Origin of the sequence: Sphingomonas sp. GM_Shp_1 (assembly GCF_026540895.1) — a bacterium.
Classification (GTDB): Bacteria; Pseudomonadota; Alphaproteobacteria; order Sphingomonadales; family Sphingomonadaceae; genus Sphingomonas.
Genome location: NZ_JALNUR010000033.1, coordinates 1 through 13,277, shown reverse-complemented (window position 1 = coordinate 13,277; position 13,277 = coordinate 1). Strand labels below are relative to the sequence as shown.

At 66.7% G+C, this 13,277-nt stretch carries 15 protein-coding genes; 6 read left to right on the top strand and 9 right to left on the bottom strand.

Annotated elements, in window-relative coordinates; genetic code table 11:
- Nucleotide 1 precedes the first annotated feature (1 nt).
- Nucleotides 2-325 carry a DUF1476 domain-containing protein gene (locus OXQ33_RS14280; RefSeq protein WP_267435362.1) on the bottom strand — a complete coding sequence of 108 codons (324 nt, stop codon included), beginning with the start codon at nucleotides 323-325 and terminating at the stop codon, nucleotides 2-4.
- 240 nt (nucleotides 326-565) lie between these two features.
- Between OXQ33_RS14280 and OXQ33_RS14275 the strand changes: the two genes are divergently transcribed.
- Nucleotides 566-697 (top strand): hypothetical protein, encoded by a 132-nt coding sequence (locus OXQ33_RS14275; RefSeq protein WP_267435361.1) that lies wholly within the window; start codon nucleotides 566-568, stop codon nucleotides 695-697.
- A 40-nt stretch (nucleotides 698-737) separates the two neighbouring features.
- Here the strand turns inward: OXQ33_RS14275 and leuD are convergent, their stop codons facing one another.
- Nucleotides 738-1,358 (bottom strand): 3-isopropylmalate dehydratase small subunit, encoded by a 621-nt coding sequence (gene leuD / locus OXQ33_RS14270; protein WP_267435360.1) that lies wholly within the window; start codon nucleotides 1,356-1,358, stop codon nucleotides 738-740.
- Nucleotides 1,359-1,521: 163 nt separating this feature from the next.
- Entirely contained in the window at nucleotides 1,522-2,976 is a 1,455-nt protein-coding gene (leuC, locus tag OXQ33_RS14265; RefSeq protein ID WP_267435359.1) for a 3-isopropylmalate dehydratase large subunit, read from the bottom strand.
- 152 nt (nucleotides 2,977-3,128) lie between these two features.
- Between leuC and OXQ33_RS14260 the strand changes: the two genes are divergently transcribed.
- Nucleotides 3,129-4,382 carry an MFS transporter gene (locus tag OXQ33_RS14260; RefSeq protein ID WP_267435358.1) on the top strand — a complete coding sequence of 418 codons (1,254 nt, stop codon included), beginning with the start codon at nucleotides 3,129-3,131 and terminating at the stop codon, nucleotides 4,380-4,382.
- Nucleotides 4,383-4,485: 103 nt separating this feature from the next.
- On the opposite strand, the gene OXQ33_RS14255 is transcribed toward OXQ33_RS14260, so the two are convergent.
- The 4 genes from OXQ33_RS14255 to OXQ33_RS14240 all read right to left on the bottom strand — a co-directional run bounded on the left by OXQ33_RS14255 (nucleotide 4,486) and on the right by OXQ33_RS14240 (nucleotide 7,557).
- Nucleotides 4,486-5,175, bottom strand: coding sequence for a glutathione S-transferase family protein (locus OXQ33_RS14255; protein ID WP_267435357.1), 690 nt, complete (start codon nucleotides 5,173-5,175; stop codon nucleotides 4,486-4,488).
- On the bottom strand, nucleotides 5,175-5,810 hold the full coding sequence (locus tag OXQ33_RS14250) for a CoA transferase subunit B (protein ID WP_267435356.1): 636 nt from the start codon (nucleotides 5,808-5,810) through the stop codon (nucleotides 5,175-5,177). The genes OXQ33_RS14255 and OXQ33_RS14250 overlap by 1 nt, the downstream gene beginning before the upstream one ends.
- A gap of 2 nt (nucleotides 5,811-5,812) precedes the next feature.
- Nucleotides 5,813-6,565 carry an HAD family acid phosphatase gene (locus OXQ33_RS14245; protein ID WP_267435355.1) on the bottom strand — a complete coding sequence of 251 codons (753 nt, stop codon included), beginning with the start codon at nucleotides 6,563-6,565 and terminating at the stop codon, nucleotides 5,813-5,815.
- Nucleotides 6,566-6,855: 290 nt separating this feature from the next.
- Nucleotides 6,856-7,557 carry a CoA transferase subunit A gene (locus OXQ33_RS14240; RefSeq protein ID WP_267435354.1) on the bottom strand — a complete coding sequence of 234 codons (702 nt, stop codon included), beginning with the start codon at nucleotides 7,555-7,557 and terminating at the stop codon, nucleotides 6,856-6,858.
- 101 nt (nucleotides 7,558-7,658) lie between these two features.
- On the opposite strand from OXQ33_RS14240, the gene OXQ33_RS14235 reads away from it, so the two are divergent.
- Nucleotides 7,659-9,308, top strand: a complete 1,650-nt coding sequence (locus tag OXQ33_RS14235; protein ID WP_267435353.1) for a thiamine pyrophosphate-binding protein — start codon at nucleotides 7,659-7,661, stop codon at nucleotides 9,306-9,308.
- A 271-nt stretch (nucleotides 9,309-9,579) separates the two neighbouring features.
- Here the strand turns inward: OXQ33_RS14235 and OXQ33_RS14230 are convergent, their stop codons facing one another.
- Complete coding sequence (locus tag OXQ33_RS14230) at nucleotides 9,580-9,762, bottom strand: CsbD family protein (protein ID WP_267435352.1); 183 nt, start codon at nucleotides 9,760-9,762, stop codon at nucleotides 9,580-9,582.
- A gap of 90 nt (nucleotides 9,763-9,852) precedes the next feature.
- Nucleotides 9,853-10,860, bottom strand: a complete 1,008-nt coding sequence (thiS, locus tag OXQ33_RS14225) for a sulfur carrier protein ThiS (RefSeq protein ID WP_276040239.1) — start codon at nucleotides 10,858-10,860, stop codon at nucleotides 9,853-9,855.
- A 114-nt stretch (nucleotides 10,861-10,974) separates the two neighbouring features.
- Between thiS and aroQ the strand changes: the two genes are divergently transcribed.
- The 3 genes from aroQ to accC are packed head-to-tail and all read left to right on the top strand — an operon-like array spanning nucleotide 10,975 to nucleotide 13,271.
- The gene (gene aroQ, locus OXQ33_RS14215; protein ID WP_267435351.1) at nucleotides 10,975-11,409 is read left to right on the top strand and encodes a type II 3-dehydroquinate dehydratase; all 435 of its coding nucleotides are present in this window, start codon (nucleotides 10,975-10,977) and stop codon (nucleotides 11,407-11,409) included.
- A 14-nt stretch (nucleotides 11,410-11,423) separates the two neighbouring features.
- On the top strand, nucleotides 11,424-11,912 hold the full coding sequence (gene accB, locus OXQ33_RS14210; protein WP_267435350.1) for an acetyl-CoA carboxylase biotin carboxyl carrier protein: 489 nt from the start codon (nucleotides 11,424-11,426) through the stop codon (nucleotides 11,910-11,912).
- Between the two features lie 6 nt (nucleotides 11,913-11,918).
- Nucleotides 11,919-13,271 (top strand): acetyl-CoA carboxylase biotin carboxylase subunit, encoded by a 1,353-nt coding sequence (gene accC, locus OXQ33_RS14205; RefSeq protein ID WP_267435349.1) that lies wholly within the window; start codon nucleotides 11,919-11,921, stop codon nucleotides 13,269-13,271.
- The last annotated feature ends 6 nt before the right edge of the window (nucleotides 13,272-13,277 follow it).

The window sequence follows — 13,277 nt, the reverse complement described above, 5'->3', positions numbered from 1 at the left end:
GTCAGCGGCTCTCCAGCAACTGGCGGCGGGCTTCGACGAGTTGCTCGTCCAAGGCGCGGCGGACCTCGGCCTCGCCCACGTCGATCCCGGCAGCGGTCAGGTCGCCCAGCAGCTTGCGGATGACGTCCTCATCGCCCGCTTCCTCGAAATCGGCCTGCACGACGGCCTTGGCATAGGCGTCGGTTTCGGCGGGAGTCAGCTTCATCCGCTGCGCCGCCCATTGCGCGACCAGCCGGTTGCGCCGCGCCGTGATGCGGAACATCATGTCCTGATCCGCCGCGAACTTCGCCTCGAACCCGCGCCGGCGCTCGTCAAAACTGTCCATCGGTCCGCCATCCCCCTGCCCGCTCCGGGCAAAATATCCATGGGGCGGAGATAGGATGGACCGTCGCCGGGTGCAACCAATGCCCCGCACGGCAAGGACAAAGGGGTTTCCTATCATTGCGGAGGCGCAACAATGGGAACTTCAAACGCCCTTTGATCGTATTGTTATTACAAGCAAAAATGAGACGGAGCGCCTGTCGGCCTTGCCGAAGTCGCCCGATCCGCAGCATAGGAGAGAGCCATGCGCAACACCTTCCCCCTGCCTCATGACGGCGGGCGTGACGGCGGCCCGATGGTCGGCATCGTCAACGGCATCATCGGATCGCTGGCGATCTGGGCCGTGATCGCGGCGGTGGTCATCACCGCGTCCTGAGCCGCCAACGCCTTAATTCCAAGGGCCCCCCGGGCCCCGCTCAGGCGTCCAGCGCGGCTTCCGGCTGAAGCCGCGCCCGGCCTTCGACCCAGGGACGACCGCTCGCCATCCGTCCCTCGAACGCGCCGATCGCCTCGTCACGGGCCAGCGTCAGCCCCACTTCGTCCAGCCCGTTCATCAGGCATTCGCGACGGAACGGATCGAGTTCGAAGGGAAAGCGATCCTGAAACGGCGTGGTGACGCTCATCGTCTCTAGATCGACCGTGATCGGTTGATCCTTCGCCACTTCCAGCAGACGGTCCACCGATTCCTGCGGCAGCACGACCGGCACGATCCCGTTCTTGAAAGCGTTGCCGGAAAAGATATCTGAGAAGCTGGGCGCGATCACCGCCTGGATGCCCATATCGGCCAGTGCCCATGCGGCGTGTTCGCGGCTCGACCCGCAACCGAAATTATCGCCTGCGATCAGGATCGGCGCGCCCGCATAGGCGGGATCGTCGAAGATATTGCCCGGCTGCGCCCGCACCGTCTCGAACGCGCCGCGCCCCATCCCGGCGCGGGTGATGGTCTTCAACCAATGCGCGGGGATGATGACGTCGGTGTCGATATTCTTGGCACCCCAGGGATAGGCGGTGCCGGAAACGGTCGTAACCGGATTCATGCGATTATCCTGTCTTCAAGGCGTCCGCGTCAGCGGCGCTGCTCCGCGGTGGCGGGGCGCGATGCGATGCCTGCGGCATAGGCGGCGGCGCCGCACAGAACCGCGCCGGTGACGAGCATGACCAATACGTGCTTCATGATATGTGTCTCCCCTGCCTTGCCGGTCAGATAGCATCACGATCGAAATCGTGATGCATCAACTCTCTAACATCGGAAAGGCGCCCGGTCACGGCCGCCGCCGCCGCCATGGCGGGGGACAGCAGATGGGTACGCGCCCCCGGCCCCTGCCGACCGACGAAATTGCGGTTGGAGGTCGAGGCGCAACGCTCGCCCGGCGGCACCTTGTCCGGGTTCATGGCGAGGCACATCGAGCAACCCGGCTCGCGCCATTCGAAGCCGGCCTGGACGAAGACCCGGTCCAGCCCCTCGGCCTCGGCCTGGCGCTTGACCAGCCCCGATCCGGGCACGACCAGCGCGCGGACGCCGTCCGCCACGCGGCGGTCACGCGCCACGGCGGCGGCGGCGCGGAGATCCTCGATCCGGCTGTTAGTGCAACTGCCGATGAAGACATGCTGGATCGGCACGTCCCGCATCGCCGTGCCCGGCTCCAGGCCCATATAATCCAGGGACTTGCGTGCGGCCTCGCGCTTCGACGGATCGGCGAAGCTGTCGGGATCGGGGACGATGCCGGTGATCGGCACCACATCCTCGGGGCTGGTGCCCCAGGTCAGGTTCGGGGCGATATCGGCGGCGTCGAGCGTGACGACCTTGTCGTACACCGCGCCCGGATCGCTGGGCAGCGTCCGCCACCAGGCGACCGCCTTGTCCCAATCCGCGCCCTGCGGCGCCATCGGACGGCCCTTCAGATAGGCGAAGGTCGTCTCGTCCGGCGCGATCAGCCCGGCACGCGCACCGCCCTCGATCGACATGTTGGCGATGGTCAGGCGACCCTCGACCGAGAGGTTGCGGATGACGCTGCCGGTGAATTCGATGACATGGCCGGTGCCGCCCGCCGCGCCGATCTTGCCGATGATCGCCAGCACCACGTCCTTGGCCGACACGCCGTAACCCAGCACACCGTCGACCCGGACCTCCATCGTCTTGGAGGGCGAGAGCAGCAGCGTCTGGGTCGCCAGCACATGCTCGACCTCCGACGTGCCGATACCGAAGGCCAGCGCCCCCAGGGCACCGTGTGCCGAGGTATGACTGTCACCGCAAACCAAAGTCGTGCCCGGCAGGGTGAAGCCCTGTTCCGGCCCCACCACATGGACGATGCCCTGCGCCGCCGCCGTCGCGTCGATATAGTCGATGCCGAACTCGGCAGTGTTGCGGCGCAACGCATCCAGTTGCTGCGCGCTTTCCGGGTCGGCGATGGGCAGCAATCGGCCCGCCGCGTCGACGCGCGGCGTCGTCGGCAGATTGTGGTCGGGAACCGCCAGCGTCAGTTCGGGACGACGTACCTTGCGGCCCGCGACGCGTAGCCCTTCAAAGGCCTGCGGGCTCGTCACCTCATGAACGAGGTGACGGTCGATATAGATGAGGCAGGTGCCATCGGGCCGCCGTTCGACAACGTGCGCGGCCCAGATCTTCTCGTACAGAGTCTGGGGTCGTTGGGCCATGATGGGGGCGCTGTTATCCGAAAACATGCGCGAGGCAAAGGCCGGGCGCAATGTTATTTCGCCGTGCGCATGCAAATGTCGGATTTGTCATGGACCTGTCGGCCGGATGCGGCGTTCCGGCGGTCCCATTCCTTGATCCAGGTGTGCAATCCATGGCGACCGCCGCGCTACCCCGGCCTTCCCACGCGCGGCGCGAGCGGCTGCCCGCGCTCGACGCGATGAACTTCTTCCTGGCGGATGTGCGCGACGGGCTGGGGCCCTATCTCGCCATCTATCTCGTCTCGGTGCGCGGCCCGAGCCATGGGTGGAACGAGGCGAGCGCCGGGGTCGTCATGACGATCGCCGGGATCGCCGGGCTGATCGCCAACGCACCCGCAGGGGCCTTGATCGACCGGGTCCATGCCAAGCGCGCCGTGCTGGTCGCCGCCGCCGTCGCAGTGACGCTGGCCTCCGCCTCGCTGCCCTTTGTCGAGGGGTTCTGGGCGGTTGCCGCCGGACAGTCGCTGGCCGCCATCGCCGCGTCGGTCTTCGCGCCGGGCATCGCCGCCATCTCGCTGGGCATCGTCGGACCCAAGGCTTTCACCGCGCGGATCGGCCGGAACGAGGCGTTCAACCATGCCGGAAATGCCGTGTCCGCCGCGCTGGCCGGGCTGCTGGCATGGAAGTTCGGGCCGGTGGTGGTCTTCTGGCTGATGGCCGGGCTGGCGGCGCTCAGCATCGGGGCGACGCTGTCGCTCGATCCGAAGCGGATCGACCATGCCATGGCGCGCGGCTGTTCCGACGACGACGAGGAAGCGGACGACGATTGCGATCCCCCCTCGCTCTGGCAGACGCTGAAGGGCGCGCCGACGCTTGCCTGGTTCGCGGCGGCAGGGTTCCTGTTCCATCTGTCCAACGCGGCGATGCTCCCTTCGGTCGGCCAGATGCTGGCGCGCGAGGTGGGCGGCGACAAGGCGACGTCGTTGACCTCCGCCTGTATCGTCGGGGCGCAACTGGTGATGGTGCCGGTCGCAATGATCGTCGGGCGCAAGGCGGATCACTGGGGCCACCGGCCGATCATGCTGGTGGCCTTTGCCGTGCTGGCGGCGCGCGGGCTGCTCTACACCGTGTCGGATGCGCCGGGCTGGTTGCTGGCGATCCAGTTGCTCGACGGCGTGGGCGCGGGGATATTGGGGGCGCTGGGCCCGGTGATCGTCGCCGCGATCATGCGCGGGTCGGGGCGGTTCAACGTCGCCCAAGGGGCGGTGACGACGATCCAGGGCATCGGCGGCGCGCTCAGCACCTCGCTGGCCGGGGTGATGATCGTCGGGGCGGGTTATCACGCCGCCTTCTGGCTGCTCGCGGCGATCGCGGGGGGTGGCTTGGTGTTGTACCGGCTGGTCATGCCGGAGACGGCGCGGGGCTAGGGTTCTGCTTGGCCTTCGACTTCGCTCAGGCTGAACGGAGGGGGGAGCAGATCCTCTACAACTTCCGTTCAGCCTGAGCGAAGTCGAAGGCTACACCCCACTCTCACCCCTTGGCGCGATAGTCCGCCGTCACACCGCCGCATTCCAGCAGTTCGACCTCATGATCCGGATCGCGCCACGTCTCGGCCAGCGCCTGCGCCTCCCAGTCCTTCACCGCCGGATGCGCCAGCACCGTCTCGACCCAGGCCGCGCCCGCCGCACCGACATCGATGCCATAGGTCCGCACCCGGAACGCCACGGGGGCGTAAAAGGCGTCGACCGCCGAGAAGGTCTCGCCCGCCAGCCAGGGCCCGCCGAAGCGCGACAGCCCTTCACCCCATAGCTCGACCAGCCGCGCGACATCGCGTTCCAGGCGCGGCGAGGCGGGCTTGGGATCGACGCGAACGCCGATATTCATCGTCCGCTCGGCCCGGAGCGCGCCGAAGCCGCCATGCATCTCCGCCACCGCGCACATCGCCCAGGCGCGCGCGCCCTCGTCCTCCGGCCAGACGCCCGGATGCCGCTCGGCCAGATAGAGCGCGATGCCGAGCGAGTCCCACACCACCCGCTCGCCGTCGAGCAGCACCGGCACCTGCCCCGTCGGCGAGAAGGCGCGGAACGCCGCGTAGTTCTCGGCCGCCTCGAACGGCTCGATCCGGTCGGCAAAATCGATCCCCAGCGCCTTCATTAGCAGCCAGGGACGCAGCGACCAGCTCGAATAATTCCGGTTCGCGGTGATGAGGGTATAGGCCATCAGCGTTCGAACCGCGCCGTGGTCTTGGCCGCCACCTCATCCGCCGTCACGCCCGGCGCGCATTCGACCAGGCGGAACGGGCTGTCATGGTCGGGCCGCTGGAACACCGCCAGGTCGGTGACGATCATGTCGACGACATTGCGACCGGTCAGCGGCAGGGTGCATTCGGGGATGAACTTGGGGCTGCCGTCCTTGGCGTTGTGCTCCATGACGACGATGATCTTCTTGACGCCCGCGACCAGGTCCATCGCGCCGCCCATGCCCTTGATCATCTTGCCGGGGATCATCCAGTTGGCGATGTCGCCGCCCTCCGACACCTCCATCGCGCCCAGCACGGTCAGGTCGATATGCCCGCCCCGGATCATCGCGAAGCTGTCGGCGGACGAGAAATAGACCGAATGCGGCAACTCGCTGATCGTCTGCTTGCCCGCATTGATCAGGTCGGGATCGACCTCGTCCTCATAGGGAAAGGGGCCGATGCCCAGCATCCCGTTCTCGGATTGCAGCGTGACCTCGACCCCCTGCGGGATATGGTTCGCCACCAGGGTCGGGATGCCGATGCCGAGATTGACGTAGAAACCGTCCTTCAATTCCTTGGCCGCACGGGCGGCCATTTCGTCGCGGGTCCAGGCCATGGTCACTGCTCTCCTGTCGGATGCCACCGCCGGTCGGCGGGAAAGATGTCGTCGGGGGTGCCCTTCAGCGCCTTGCCGTAGACGGGATTGGGGAAGACGAACCAACCACGCCCCCATAGCGCGGCGACACGTGGAGTGTCGGCTCTAGCCCGACGCTCGCCCACGCTGGCGGAAGCGTTGAATACGTCACTGAAATCGCCGAGTTGATCGCCGCCCATCGCGATCACGCAATAACGCTCCGCGATCTTCCAGCGGCGCGCGTCCTTGTTGTCGCCGGTATCGGTGTCGGTGCGCACGAACAGCGTGTCGCCATGCACCGCCGGGCCCAGCCCCGCCGCGTCGATGGCCCGTGCGGCCCCGGCGGCATCGTCGCGATTGGTGTTGAAGATCACCGTCACGCCCATCGTGCGCAAGTCGGCGATCGCCGCCGCCGCACCGGGGGTGGGCAGCACGGCATGGCCGTCGCTCTGCTCCCAGGCGCTCCAGCGGCCGGGAAAGGCGCGATCGGCGCGGCCAGTCAGATCGTCCTGCTCGAACCCCAGGTTGAGGAGGACGGTTTCATCGACATCGAACACCGCCGCCGGGCGCTTGCCCGCGCAGGAGACGAAGCGGGGGTTGTCGAGGGTCGCGCCCTGTTCCAGCACGACGCTGTCACGTGGTGGGTGGCGGACCTTGTCGGCAGCATAGGTGACCAGCGCATTCCAGGCCTGGCGCGAGATCGCATCGGCCTCGGCCGAGCCGTAGAGATATTGCATCCCTGCGAGTTTGGGGTTCGTGGCAGCGGCAGGTGGGGGTGCGGGGGTGTTGTTGCCGACGGCGACGACGCAGCCGGATAGGGTCAGGGCGACGGCAAGGGCGATGCCAAGCCTCAGGCCGGGGAGCCCTCCCCCAGCCCCTCCCGCTCGCGGGAGGGGGGAAGAAGCGCGACTACCGTCTTGCTGAGCCTTCAAGCATTTCATGAACCACCCCTCCGCCAAACACGCTCCCCCTCCCGCAGGCGGGAGGGGGTCGGGGGGAGGGCCTGCCCCACCCCCACCGTCATCGATCAAACCCGCTCGCGCACCGTGCGAAACTCGATCTTCTTCTCATACGGCGCGCCAACGATCATCCGCTTCACATAGATGCCGGGCAGATGTATCTGGTCGGGGTCGAGGCTCCCCACCGGCACCACCTCTTCCACCTCGGCCACGCAGATGCGGCCCGCCGTCGCCATGGGCTGGTTGAAGTTGCGCGCGGTCTTGCGGAAGATCAGGTTCCCGGCCTCGTCGGCCTTCCACCCCTTGATGATCGACAGGTCGGCGCGGATGCCGCGTTCGAGGATATAGTCCTCGCCGTCGAAGCTCTTCACTTCCTTGCCCTCGGCCACCTTCGTACCGACGCCGGTCTTGGTGTAGAAGCCGGGGATGCCCGCGCCCCCCGCCCGGCACCGCTCGGCCAGCGTTCCCTGGGGGCAGAACTCGACCTCCAGCTCGCCGCTCAGATATTGCCGCTCGAACTCCTTGTTCTCACCGACATAGGAGGAGATCATCTTCCTGACCTGATGCGAGCGGAGCAGCTTGCCCAGCCCCACGCCGTCGATCCCGGCATTGTTGCTGGCGATGGTCAGGTCCTTCACCCCCGCCGCCTCGATCGCGTCGATCAGCCGTTCCGGGATGCCGCACAGGCCGAAGCCGCCCGCGCAGATCGTCATGCCGTCGAACAACAGACCGTCCAGCGCGTGCGCCGCGTCACGATAAAGCTTCTGCATGGGCGTCCTCCCTGTGATGGGGGCCAGCGTTAGGCGGAGCGATGGAGCCCGGTCAACCCGGCGTTTGCGCTGGAACGGCAAGCGGGTTTAGGCTGGATGCGATGACCCAGATCACCGGCGGACGCCTGCTTGTCGATGCGCTTCTCGAACAGGGGTGCGACCGTATCTTCACCGTGCCGGGCGAGAGTTTCCTGGCGGCGCTCGACGCGCTGCACGACACGCCCGCCATCGACCTCGTCACCTGTCGGCAGGAGGGCGGCGTGAGTTTCATGGCCTGCGCCGATGGCAAGCTGACCGGGCGGCCGGGCGTGGCCTTCGTCACGCGCGGCCCCGGCGCGACCAATGCGGCGATCGGCGTGCATGTGGCGCGTCAGGACTCGCAACCGATGATCCTGTTCATCGGCGATGTCGACCGGGGCACCCGCGACCGGGAGGCGTTTCAGGAGGTCGACTTCCAGGCGATGTTCGCCCCGCTCGCCAAATGGGCCGCGCGGATCGATGAAGCCGCGCGCATCCCCGAATATGTCACGCGTGCCTATGCCACGGCGATGAGCGGACGGCCCGGGCCGGTCGTGCTGGCGCTACCCGAGGATATGCTGTGCGATCTGGTGGAGGGCCATCCCCGCCCCCGGATCGAGCGGCCCGTACAGGACGTGTCGATCATCGACGTGCTCGCAGCCCATGACATGATCGGCAAGGCCGAGCGGCCGGTCGCGATCATCGGCGGCGCATATTGGGACGCCGACGCCGTCGCGCTTGTCGAGAAATGGGGCGAAGCGGCGGGCGTTCCGCTGGTCGCGGCGTTCCGGCGGCAGGATGCGGTGTCGGCGACATGCCCCGTCTATGCGGGCAATCTGGGCTATGGCCCCAACCCCGCGCTGGTCGCTCGCGTGCGGGAGGCCGACCTGCTCATCGTCCTCGGCGCGCGCCTGGGCGAAGCGACGACCGATGGCTACACCGTCATCACCCCCGAGCATCCCGGCCAGACGCTGATCCACATCCATCCCGACCCGGAGGAATTGCACAGCGTCTATCGCACCGATCTGGCGCTTTGTGGCGACGTCGCTGAAGCCGTCGCGATGCTGGAGTTGATGGCGACCGAACTGGGCACTCCCCATGCCTCGGGCGTCGAGGCTCATGCCGAATATCTCGCCTGGTCGGAGCCCGTCCCGCGCGAGGGCGTGACGCTGGACCTGGGGCAATGCGTCGCGGCGATGCGGGAACGGCTTCCCGCCGACTCGATCATCTGCAACGGTGCAGGCAATTATTCCGGCTGGTGGCACCGATACTGGCGCTATGAGCCGGGGAGCCAGTTGGCCCCGACCTGCGGCGCCATGGGATATGGCGTCCCCGCCGCCACCGCCGCCGCGCTTCGCCACCCAGACCGGACGGTGGTGGCGCTGGCTGGGGATGGCTGTTTCCTGATGAACGGGCAGGAACTGGCGACCGCCGTTCAGCATGGCGCGTCGATGCTGGTGATCGTGGTCGACAATGGCGGCTATGGTACGATCCGGATGCATCAGGAGCGGGAATATCCCGGCCGGGTGGCGGCAACGGCGCTTGCCAATCCCGACTTCGCGGCACTGGCGAGGGCCTATGGCGGCTGGAGCGAGACGGTCACGCGGACCGAAGACTTCGCCCCCGCCCTGTCGCGCGCCATGGCCGAGACGGGGGTCCGGCTGCTGCAACTGAAGACCGATATCGAGGTCATCACCCCCGCCACGACCCTGTCGCGAATCGCGGGGCGGTAGCGCCGTGTCCTACCCCGCATAAGCGAACGGCAACGCGTGAGCGCTGCCGGAGGGCTATCCCGCTATCGAGCGTTGTTACCCCGCCACCCGCCTCGCCGACACCCCTCTCCTCGCAAATATCGCATCAGATACCCGCAACATTCTCAAAGTAACGCTATCATAAAAACGATTGCATGATTGGGTCTTGTTCCAACAAAACAAAACCGCCCCGGCGTGAACCGGGGCGGTGAGTTCGTTGCTGATTGCTTCAGTCAGATAACGATTAGCAGGTTCAGATGTTGTCGCCAAGGGCGCCCTTCACCGAACCCTTTACTTCCTGGCCCTTGCCCTTGATCTGCTGGGCCTGACCTTCGGCCTTCAGATCGGCGTCGCGGTTGTGATCGCCGAGCGCTTCCTTGGCATTGCCAACCAGTTCGTTGACGTTGCCCTTGATCTTGTCGGTGAGCTCACCCATCGTGGCCTCCATTTACTGGGGATCGATCGATCCCGTTGAACACTCGGAGACAAAACACTTCGTTACGCGCCAAGTTCCCTGAAATTAATGTCAGATCAGGCCGGCGAGCGGGCTGGACGGGTCCGCATAGCGACGCATTCCCATTCGTCCCGCACGGTAAGCCATGCGCCCCGCCTCGACCCCGGCGCGCATCGCGCGGGCCATCAGCACGGGGTCCTTGGCCTCGGCGATCGCGGTATTCATCAATACCCCGTCGCAGCCCAGCTCCATCGCCACCGCCGCCTCGGACGCGGTGCCGACCCCGGCATCGACCAGTACGGGCACCTTGGCACCCTCGACGATCAGGCGGATCGTCACCTTGTTCTGGATGCCCAGCCCCGACCCGATCGGCGCGCCCAGCGGCATGATCGCCACCGCGCCGACATCCTCCAACCGCTTGGCGGCGATGGGATCGTCGACGCAATAGACCATCGGCTTGAAGCCTTCCTTGGCCAGGATCTCGGTCGCGCGCAGCGTCTCGACCATATCCGGGTAAAGCGTCCGCGCCTCGCCCAGCACCTCCAGCTTGACCAGCTCCCAGCCGCCAGCCTCGCGCGCCAGCCGCAGCGTGCGGATCGCGTCCTCGGCGGTGAAGCAGCCTGCCGTATTGGGCAGATAAGTGATCTTCTTCGGGTCGATATAGTCGGTCAGCATCGGCGCGTTGCGGTCCGACACATTCACCCGGCGCACGGCGACCGTGACGATCTCCGCCCCCGCCGCCTCGACCGCCGCCGCATTCTGGGCGAAATCCTTATACTTGCCGGTGCCGACGATCAGCCGCGAGCGGAAGCGCCGGCCCGCGACTTCCCAGGAATCGTCATCCACCGCGACTGCATGGTCGCCGCCGCCGACGAAGTGGACGATCTCGATCTCGTCGCCGTCCTCGACCTGCACCTGCGCCAGGGTCGAGCGGGGCACGACCTCCAGATTGCGCTCCACCGCGACCTTTTCGGGCACCAGCCCCAGCTGGCTCGCCAGATCGGCGAGCGACAGCCCGGCGGCGACACGCTTATGCTCGCCATTCACGGTGATCGTCACGGTTCCATCGGTGTGCGGCATATGTGTGTCACTTACCATGCAGTCGTTGCCCGCTCGACGGAGAGGTGGGCAAGCGGTTAAGGAAGGCCCTCGATCTAGGCTCGGCCACCCCGAGCCGCAACCATCGGAGTGCGGATGCCCGCGACCATCTATGTCCTGAACGGGCCGAACCTGAACCTGCTGGGTATGCGCGAGCCGCATATCTATGGCCATGATACGCTGGACGATATCGCGGGCATGTTGGAGGACCGGGCGCGCGAACTCGATCTGGAGATCGACATGCGACAGTCCAACCACGAAGGCCATCTGATCGACTGGCTGCACGAGGCCCAGGCCTATGAGGCGAAGGCCGTGCTGCTCAATGCCGGGGGCTTCACCCACACCTCGATCGCGATCCACGACGCGATCAAGTCGGTGAAGACGCCGGTGATCGAAGTTCACCTCTCCAACCCCCATGCGCGGGAGCCATTCCGCCATGAAAGCTATATCGGGCGTGCCGCAAAAGGCACAATCGCGGGTTTTGGCGCGCAATCCTATCTGCTCGCGCTTGAAGCCGCCGCCCGGTTCTGACAGGAGCCCGTTCCATGACCGAAAAGACTGAACAAGCGATGAAGGTCGATGTCGACCTCGTCCGCCAGCTCGCCGAGCTGCTCGACGCCACCGCCCTGACCGAGATCGAGGTCGAGCATGGCGACCGCAAGATCCGCGTCGCGCGCAAGGCGGCGGCCGTCGCCCAGATGGGCTATGCGCCCGCCCCCGTGGCGGCTCCCGCTCCGGCCGCTGCGCCCGTCGCCGCTACCGCGCCCGCAGAGGTCGGCGCCTCGGCCCCGGCCGTGTCGGCCAATGCCGTGAAGTCGCCGATGGTCGGCACCGTCTATCTGTCGGCCGAACCGGGCGCCAAGCCCTTCGCCTCGGTCGGTCAGAAGGTCGCCGCGGGCGACACGCTGCTGATCGTCGAGGCGATGAAGGTGATGAACCCGATCACCGCGACGGCGGCGGGCACCGTCACCGCCGTGCTGGTCGAGAATGGCCAGCCGGTCGAATTCGACCAGCCTCTCGTCGTCGTCGAGTAAGCCGCCTTGGCGCAGATCAAGAAACTCCTGATCGCCAATCGCGGTGAGATCGCGCTTCGCATCCACCGCGCCTGTCACGAGATGGGGATCGAGACCGTCGCCGTGCACTCCACGGCCGACGCCGATGCCATGCATGTGCGCCTCGCCGACCAGGCGGTGTGCATCGGCCCGCCCTCCGCGACCGACAGCTATCTCAACATCCCGAACATCATCTCGGCCGCCGAGATTTCGGGCGCGGATGCGATCCACCCCGGTTACGGCTTCCTGTCGGAGAACGCCAAGTTCGCCGAGATCGTGGAAGCGCACGGCCTGATCTTCGTCGGCCCCAAGCCCGAGCATATCCGGGTGATGGGCGACAAGGTCGAGGCCAAGCGTACGGCGGGCGCGCTCGGCCTGCCGCTGGTTCCCGGTTCGGACGGCGCGATCTCGGACGTCGCGGAAGCCAAGGCGCTCGCGGCCGAGATCGGCTATCCGGTGCTGATCAAGGCCGCATCGGGCGGCGGTGGTCGCGGCATGAAGGTCGTGCCCTCGGAAGACCAGCTCGAGACGCTGATGCAGCAGGCGGGCTCGGAGGCGAAGGCCGCGTTCGGCGACGCCACCGTGTACATGGAAAAATATCTGGGCAACCCCCGGCATATCGAATTCCAGGTGTTCGGCGACGGCAACGGCCAGGCGATCCATCTGGGCGAGCGCGACTGCTCGCTCCAGCGCCGCCACCAGAAGGTGCTGGAGGAAGCCCCCTCGCCGATCATCACGCCTGAGGAGCGTTCGCGCATGGGCGGTGTGGTCGCCAAGGCGATGGCCGATATGGGCTATCGCGGGGCGGGCACGATCGAGTTCCTGTGGGAAAATGGCGAGTTCTATTTCATCGAAATGAACACCCGTCTGCAGGTCGAGCATCCCGTCACCGAGATGATCACCGGCCTGGACCTGGTGCGCGAGCAGATCCGCGTGGCCGAGGGCCATCCGCTGACGCTTCGCCAGCAGGACGTGCAGTTCCGGGGCCATGCCATCGAGTGCCGCATCAACGCGGAAGATCCGCGCACCTTCGCCCCCTCGCCGGGCACGGTGAAGATGTATCACGCGCCGGGCGGCATGCATGTCCGCGTCGATAGCGGGCTGTACCAGGGCTATAAGGTTCCGCCCTATTACGACAGCATGATCGCCAAGCTGATCGTGTACGGCACGACCCGCGAAGGCGCGCTGCGCCGCCTGCGCCGCGCGCTCAACGAGTTCGTGATCGAGGGGATGAAGACCACCATCCCGCTGCATCAGGCGCTGCTGGACGATCCCGAATTCCAGAAGGGCGACTATACGATCAAATGGCTGGAGGAGTGGCTGGCCAAGCAGGGAGCGTAAGCGCCC

What these genes read in the sequence shown, in the direction of transcription:
- OXQ33_RS14280 (WP_267435362.1), bottom strand. Translation starts at nt 325, where the DNA reads ATGGACAGTTTTGACGAGCGCCGGCGCGGGTTCGAGGCGAAGTTCGCG.
- OXQ33_RS14275 (WP_267435361.1), top strand. Translation starts at nt 566, where the DNA reads ATGCGCAACACCTTCCCCCTGCCTCATGACGGCGGGCGTGACGGCGGC.
- leuD (WP_267435360.1), bottom strand. Translation starts at nt 1,358, where the DNA reads ATGAATCCGGTTACGACCGTTTCCGGCACCGCCTATCCCTGGGGTGCC.
- leuC (WP_267435359.1), bottom strand. Translation starts at nt 2,976, where the DNA reads ATGGCCCAACGACCCCAGACTCTGTACGAGAAGATCTGGGCCGCGCAC.
- OXQ33_RS14260 (WP_267435358.1), top strand. Translation starts at nt 3,129, where the DNA reads ATGGCGACCGCCGCGCTACCCCGGCCTTCCCACGCGCGGCGCGAGCGG.
- OXQ33_RS14255 (WP_267435357.1), bottom strand. Translation starts at nt 5,175, where the DNA reads ATGGCCTATACCCTCATCACCGCGAACCGGAATTATTCGAGCTGGTCG.
- OXQ33_RS14250 (WP_267435356.1), bottom strand. Translation starts at nt 5,810, where the DNA reads ATGGCCTGGACCCGCGACGAAATGGCCGCCCGTGCGGCCAAGGAATTG.
- OXQ33_RS14245 (WP_267435355.1), bottom strand. Translation starts at nt 6,565, where the DNA reads ATGCAATATCTCTACGGCTCGGCCGAGGCCGATGCGATCTCGCGCCAG.
- OXQ33_RS14240 (WP_267435354.1), bottom strand. Translation starts at nt 7,557, where the DNA reads ATGCAGAAGCTTTATCGTGACGCGGCGCACGCGCTGGACGGTCTGTTG.
- OXQ33_RS14235 (WP_267435353.1), top strand. Translation starts at nt 7,659, where the DNA reads ATGACCCAGATCACCGGCGGACGCCTGCTTGTCGATGCGCTTCTCGAA.
- OXQ33_RS14230 (WP_267435352.1), bottom strand. Translation starts at nt 9,762, where the DNA reads ATGGGTGAGCTCACCGACAAGATCAAGGGCAACGTCAACGAACTGGTT.
- thiS (WP_276040239.1), bottom strand. Translation starts at nt 10,860, where the DNA reads ATGCCGCACACCGATGGAACCGTGACGATCACCGTGAATGGCGAGCAT.
- aroQ (WP_267435351.1), top strand. Translation starts at nt 10,975, where the DNA reads ATGCCCGCGACCATCTATGTCCTGAACGGGCCGAACCTGAACCTGCTG.
- accB (WP_267435350.1), top strand. Translation starts at nt 11,424, where the DNA reads ATGACCGAAAAGACTGAACAAGCGATGAAGGTCGATGTCGACCTCGTC.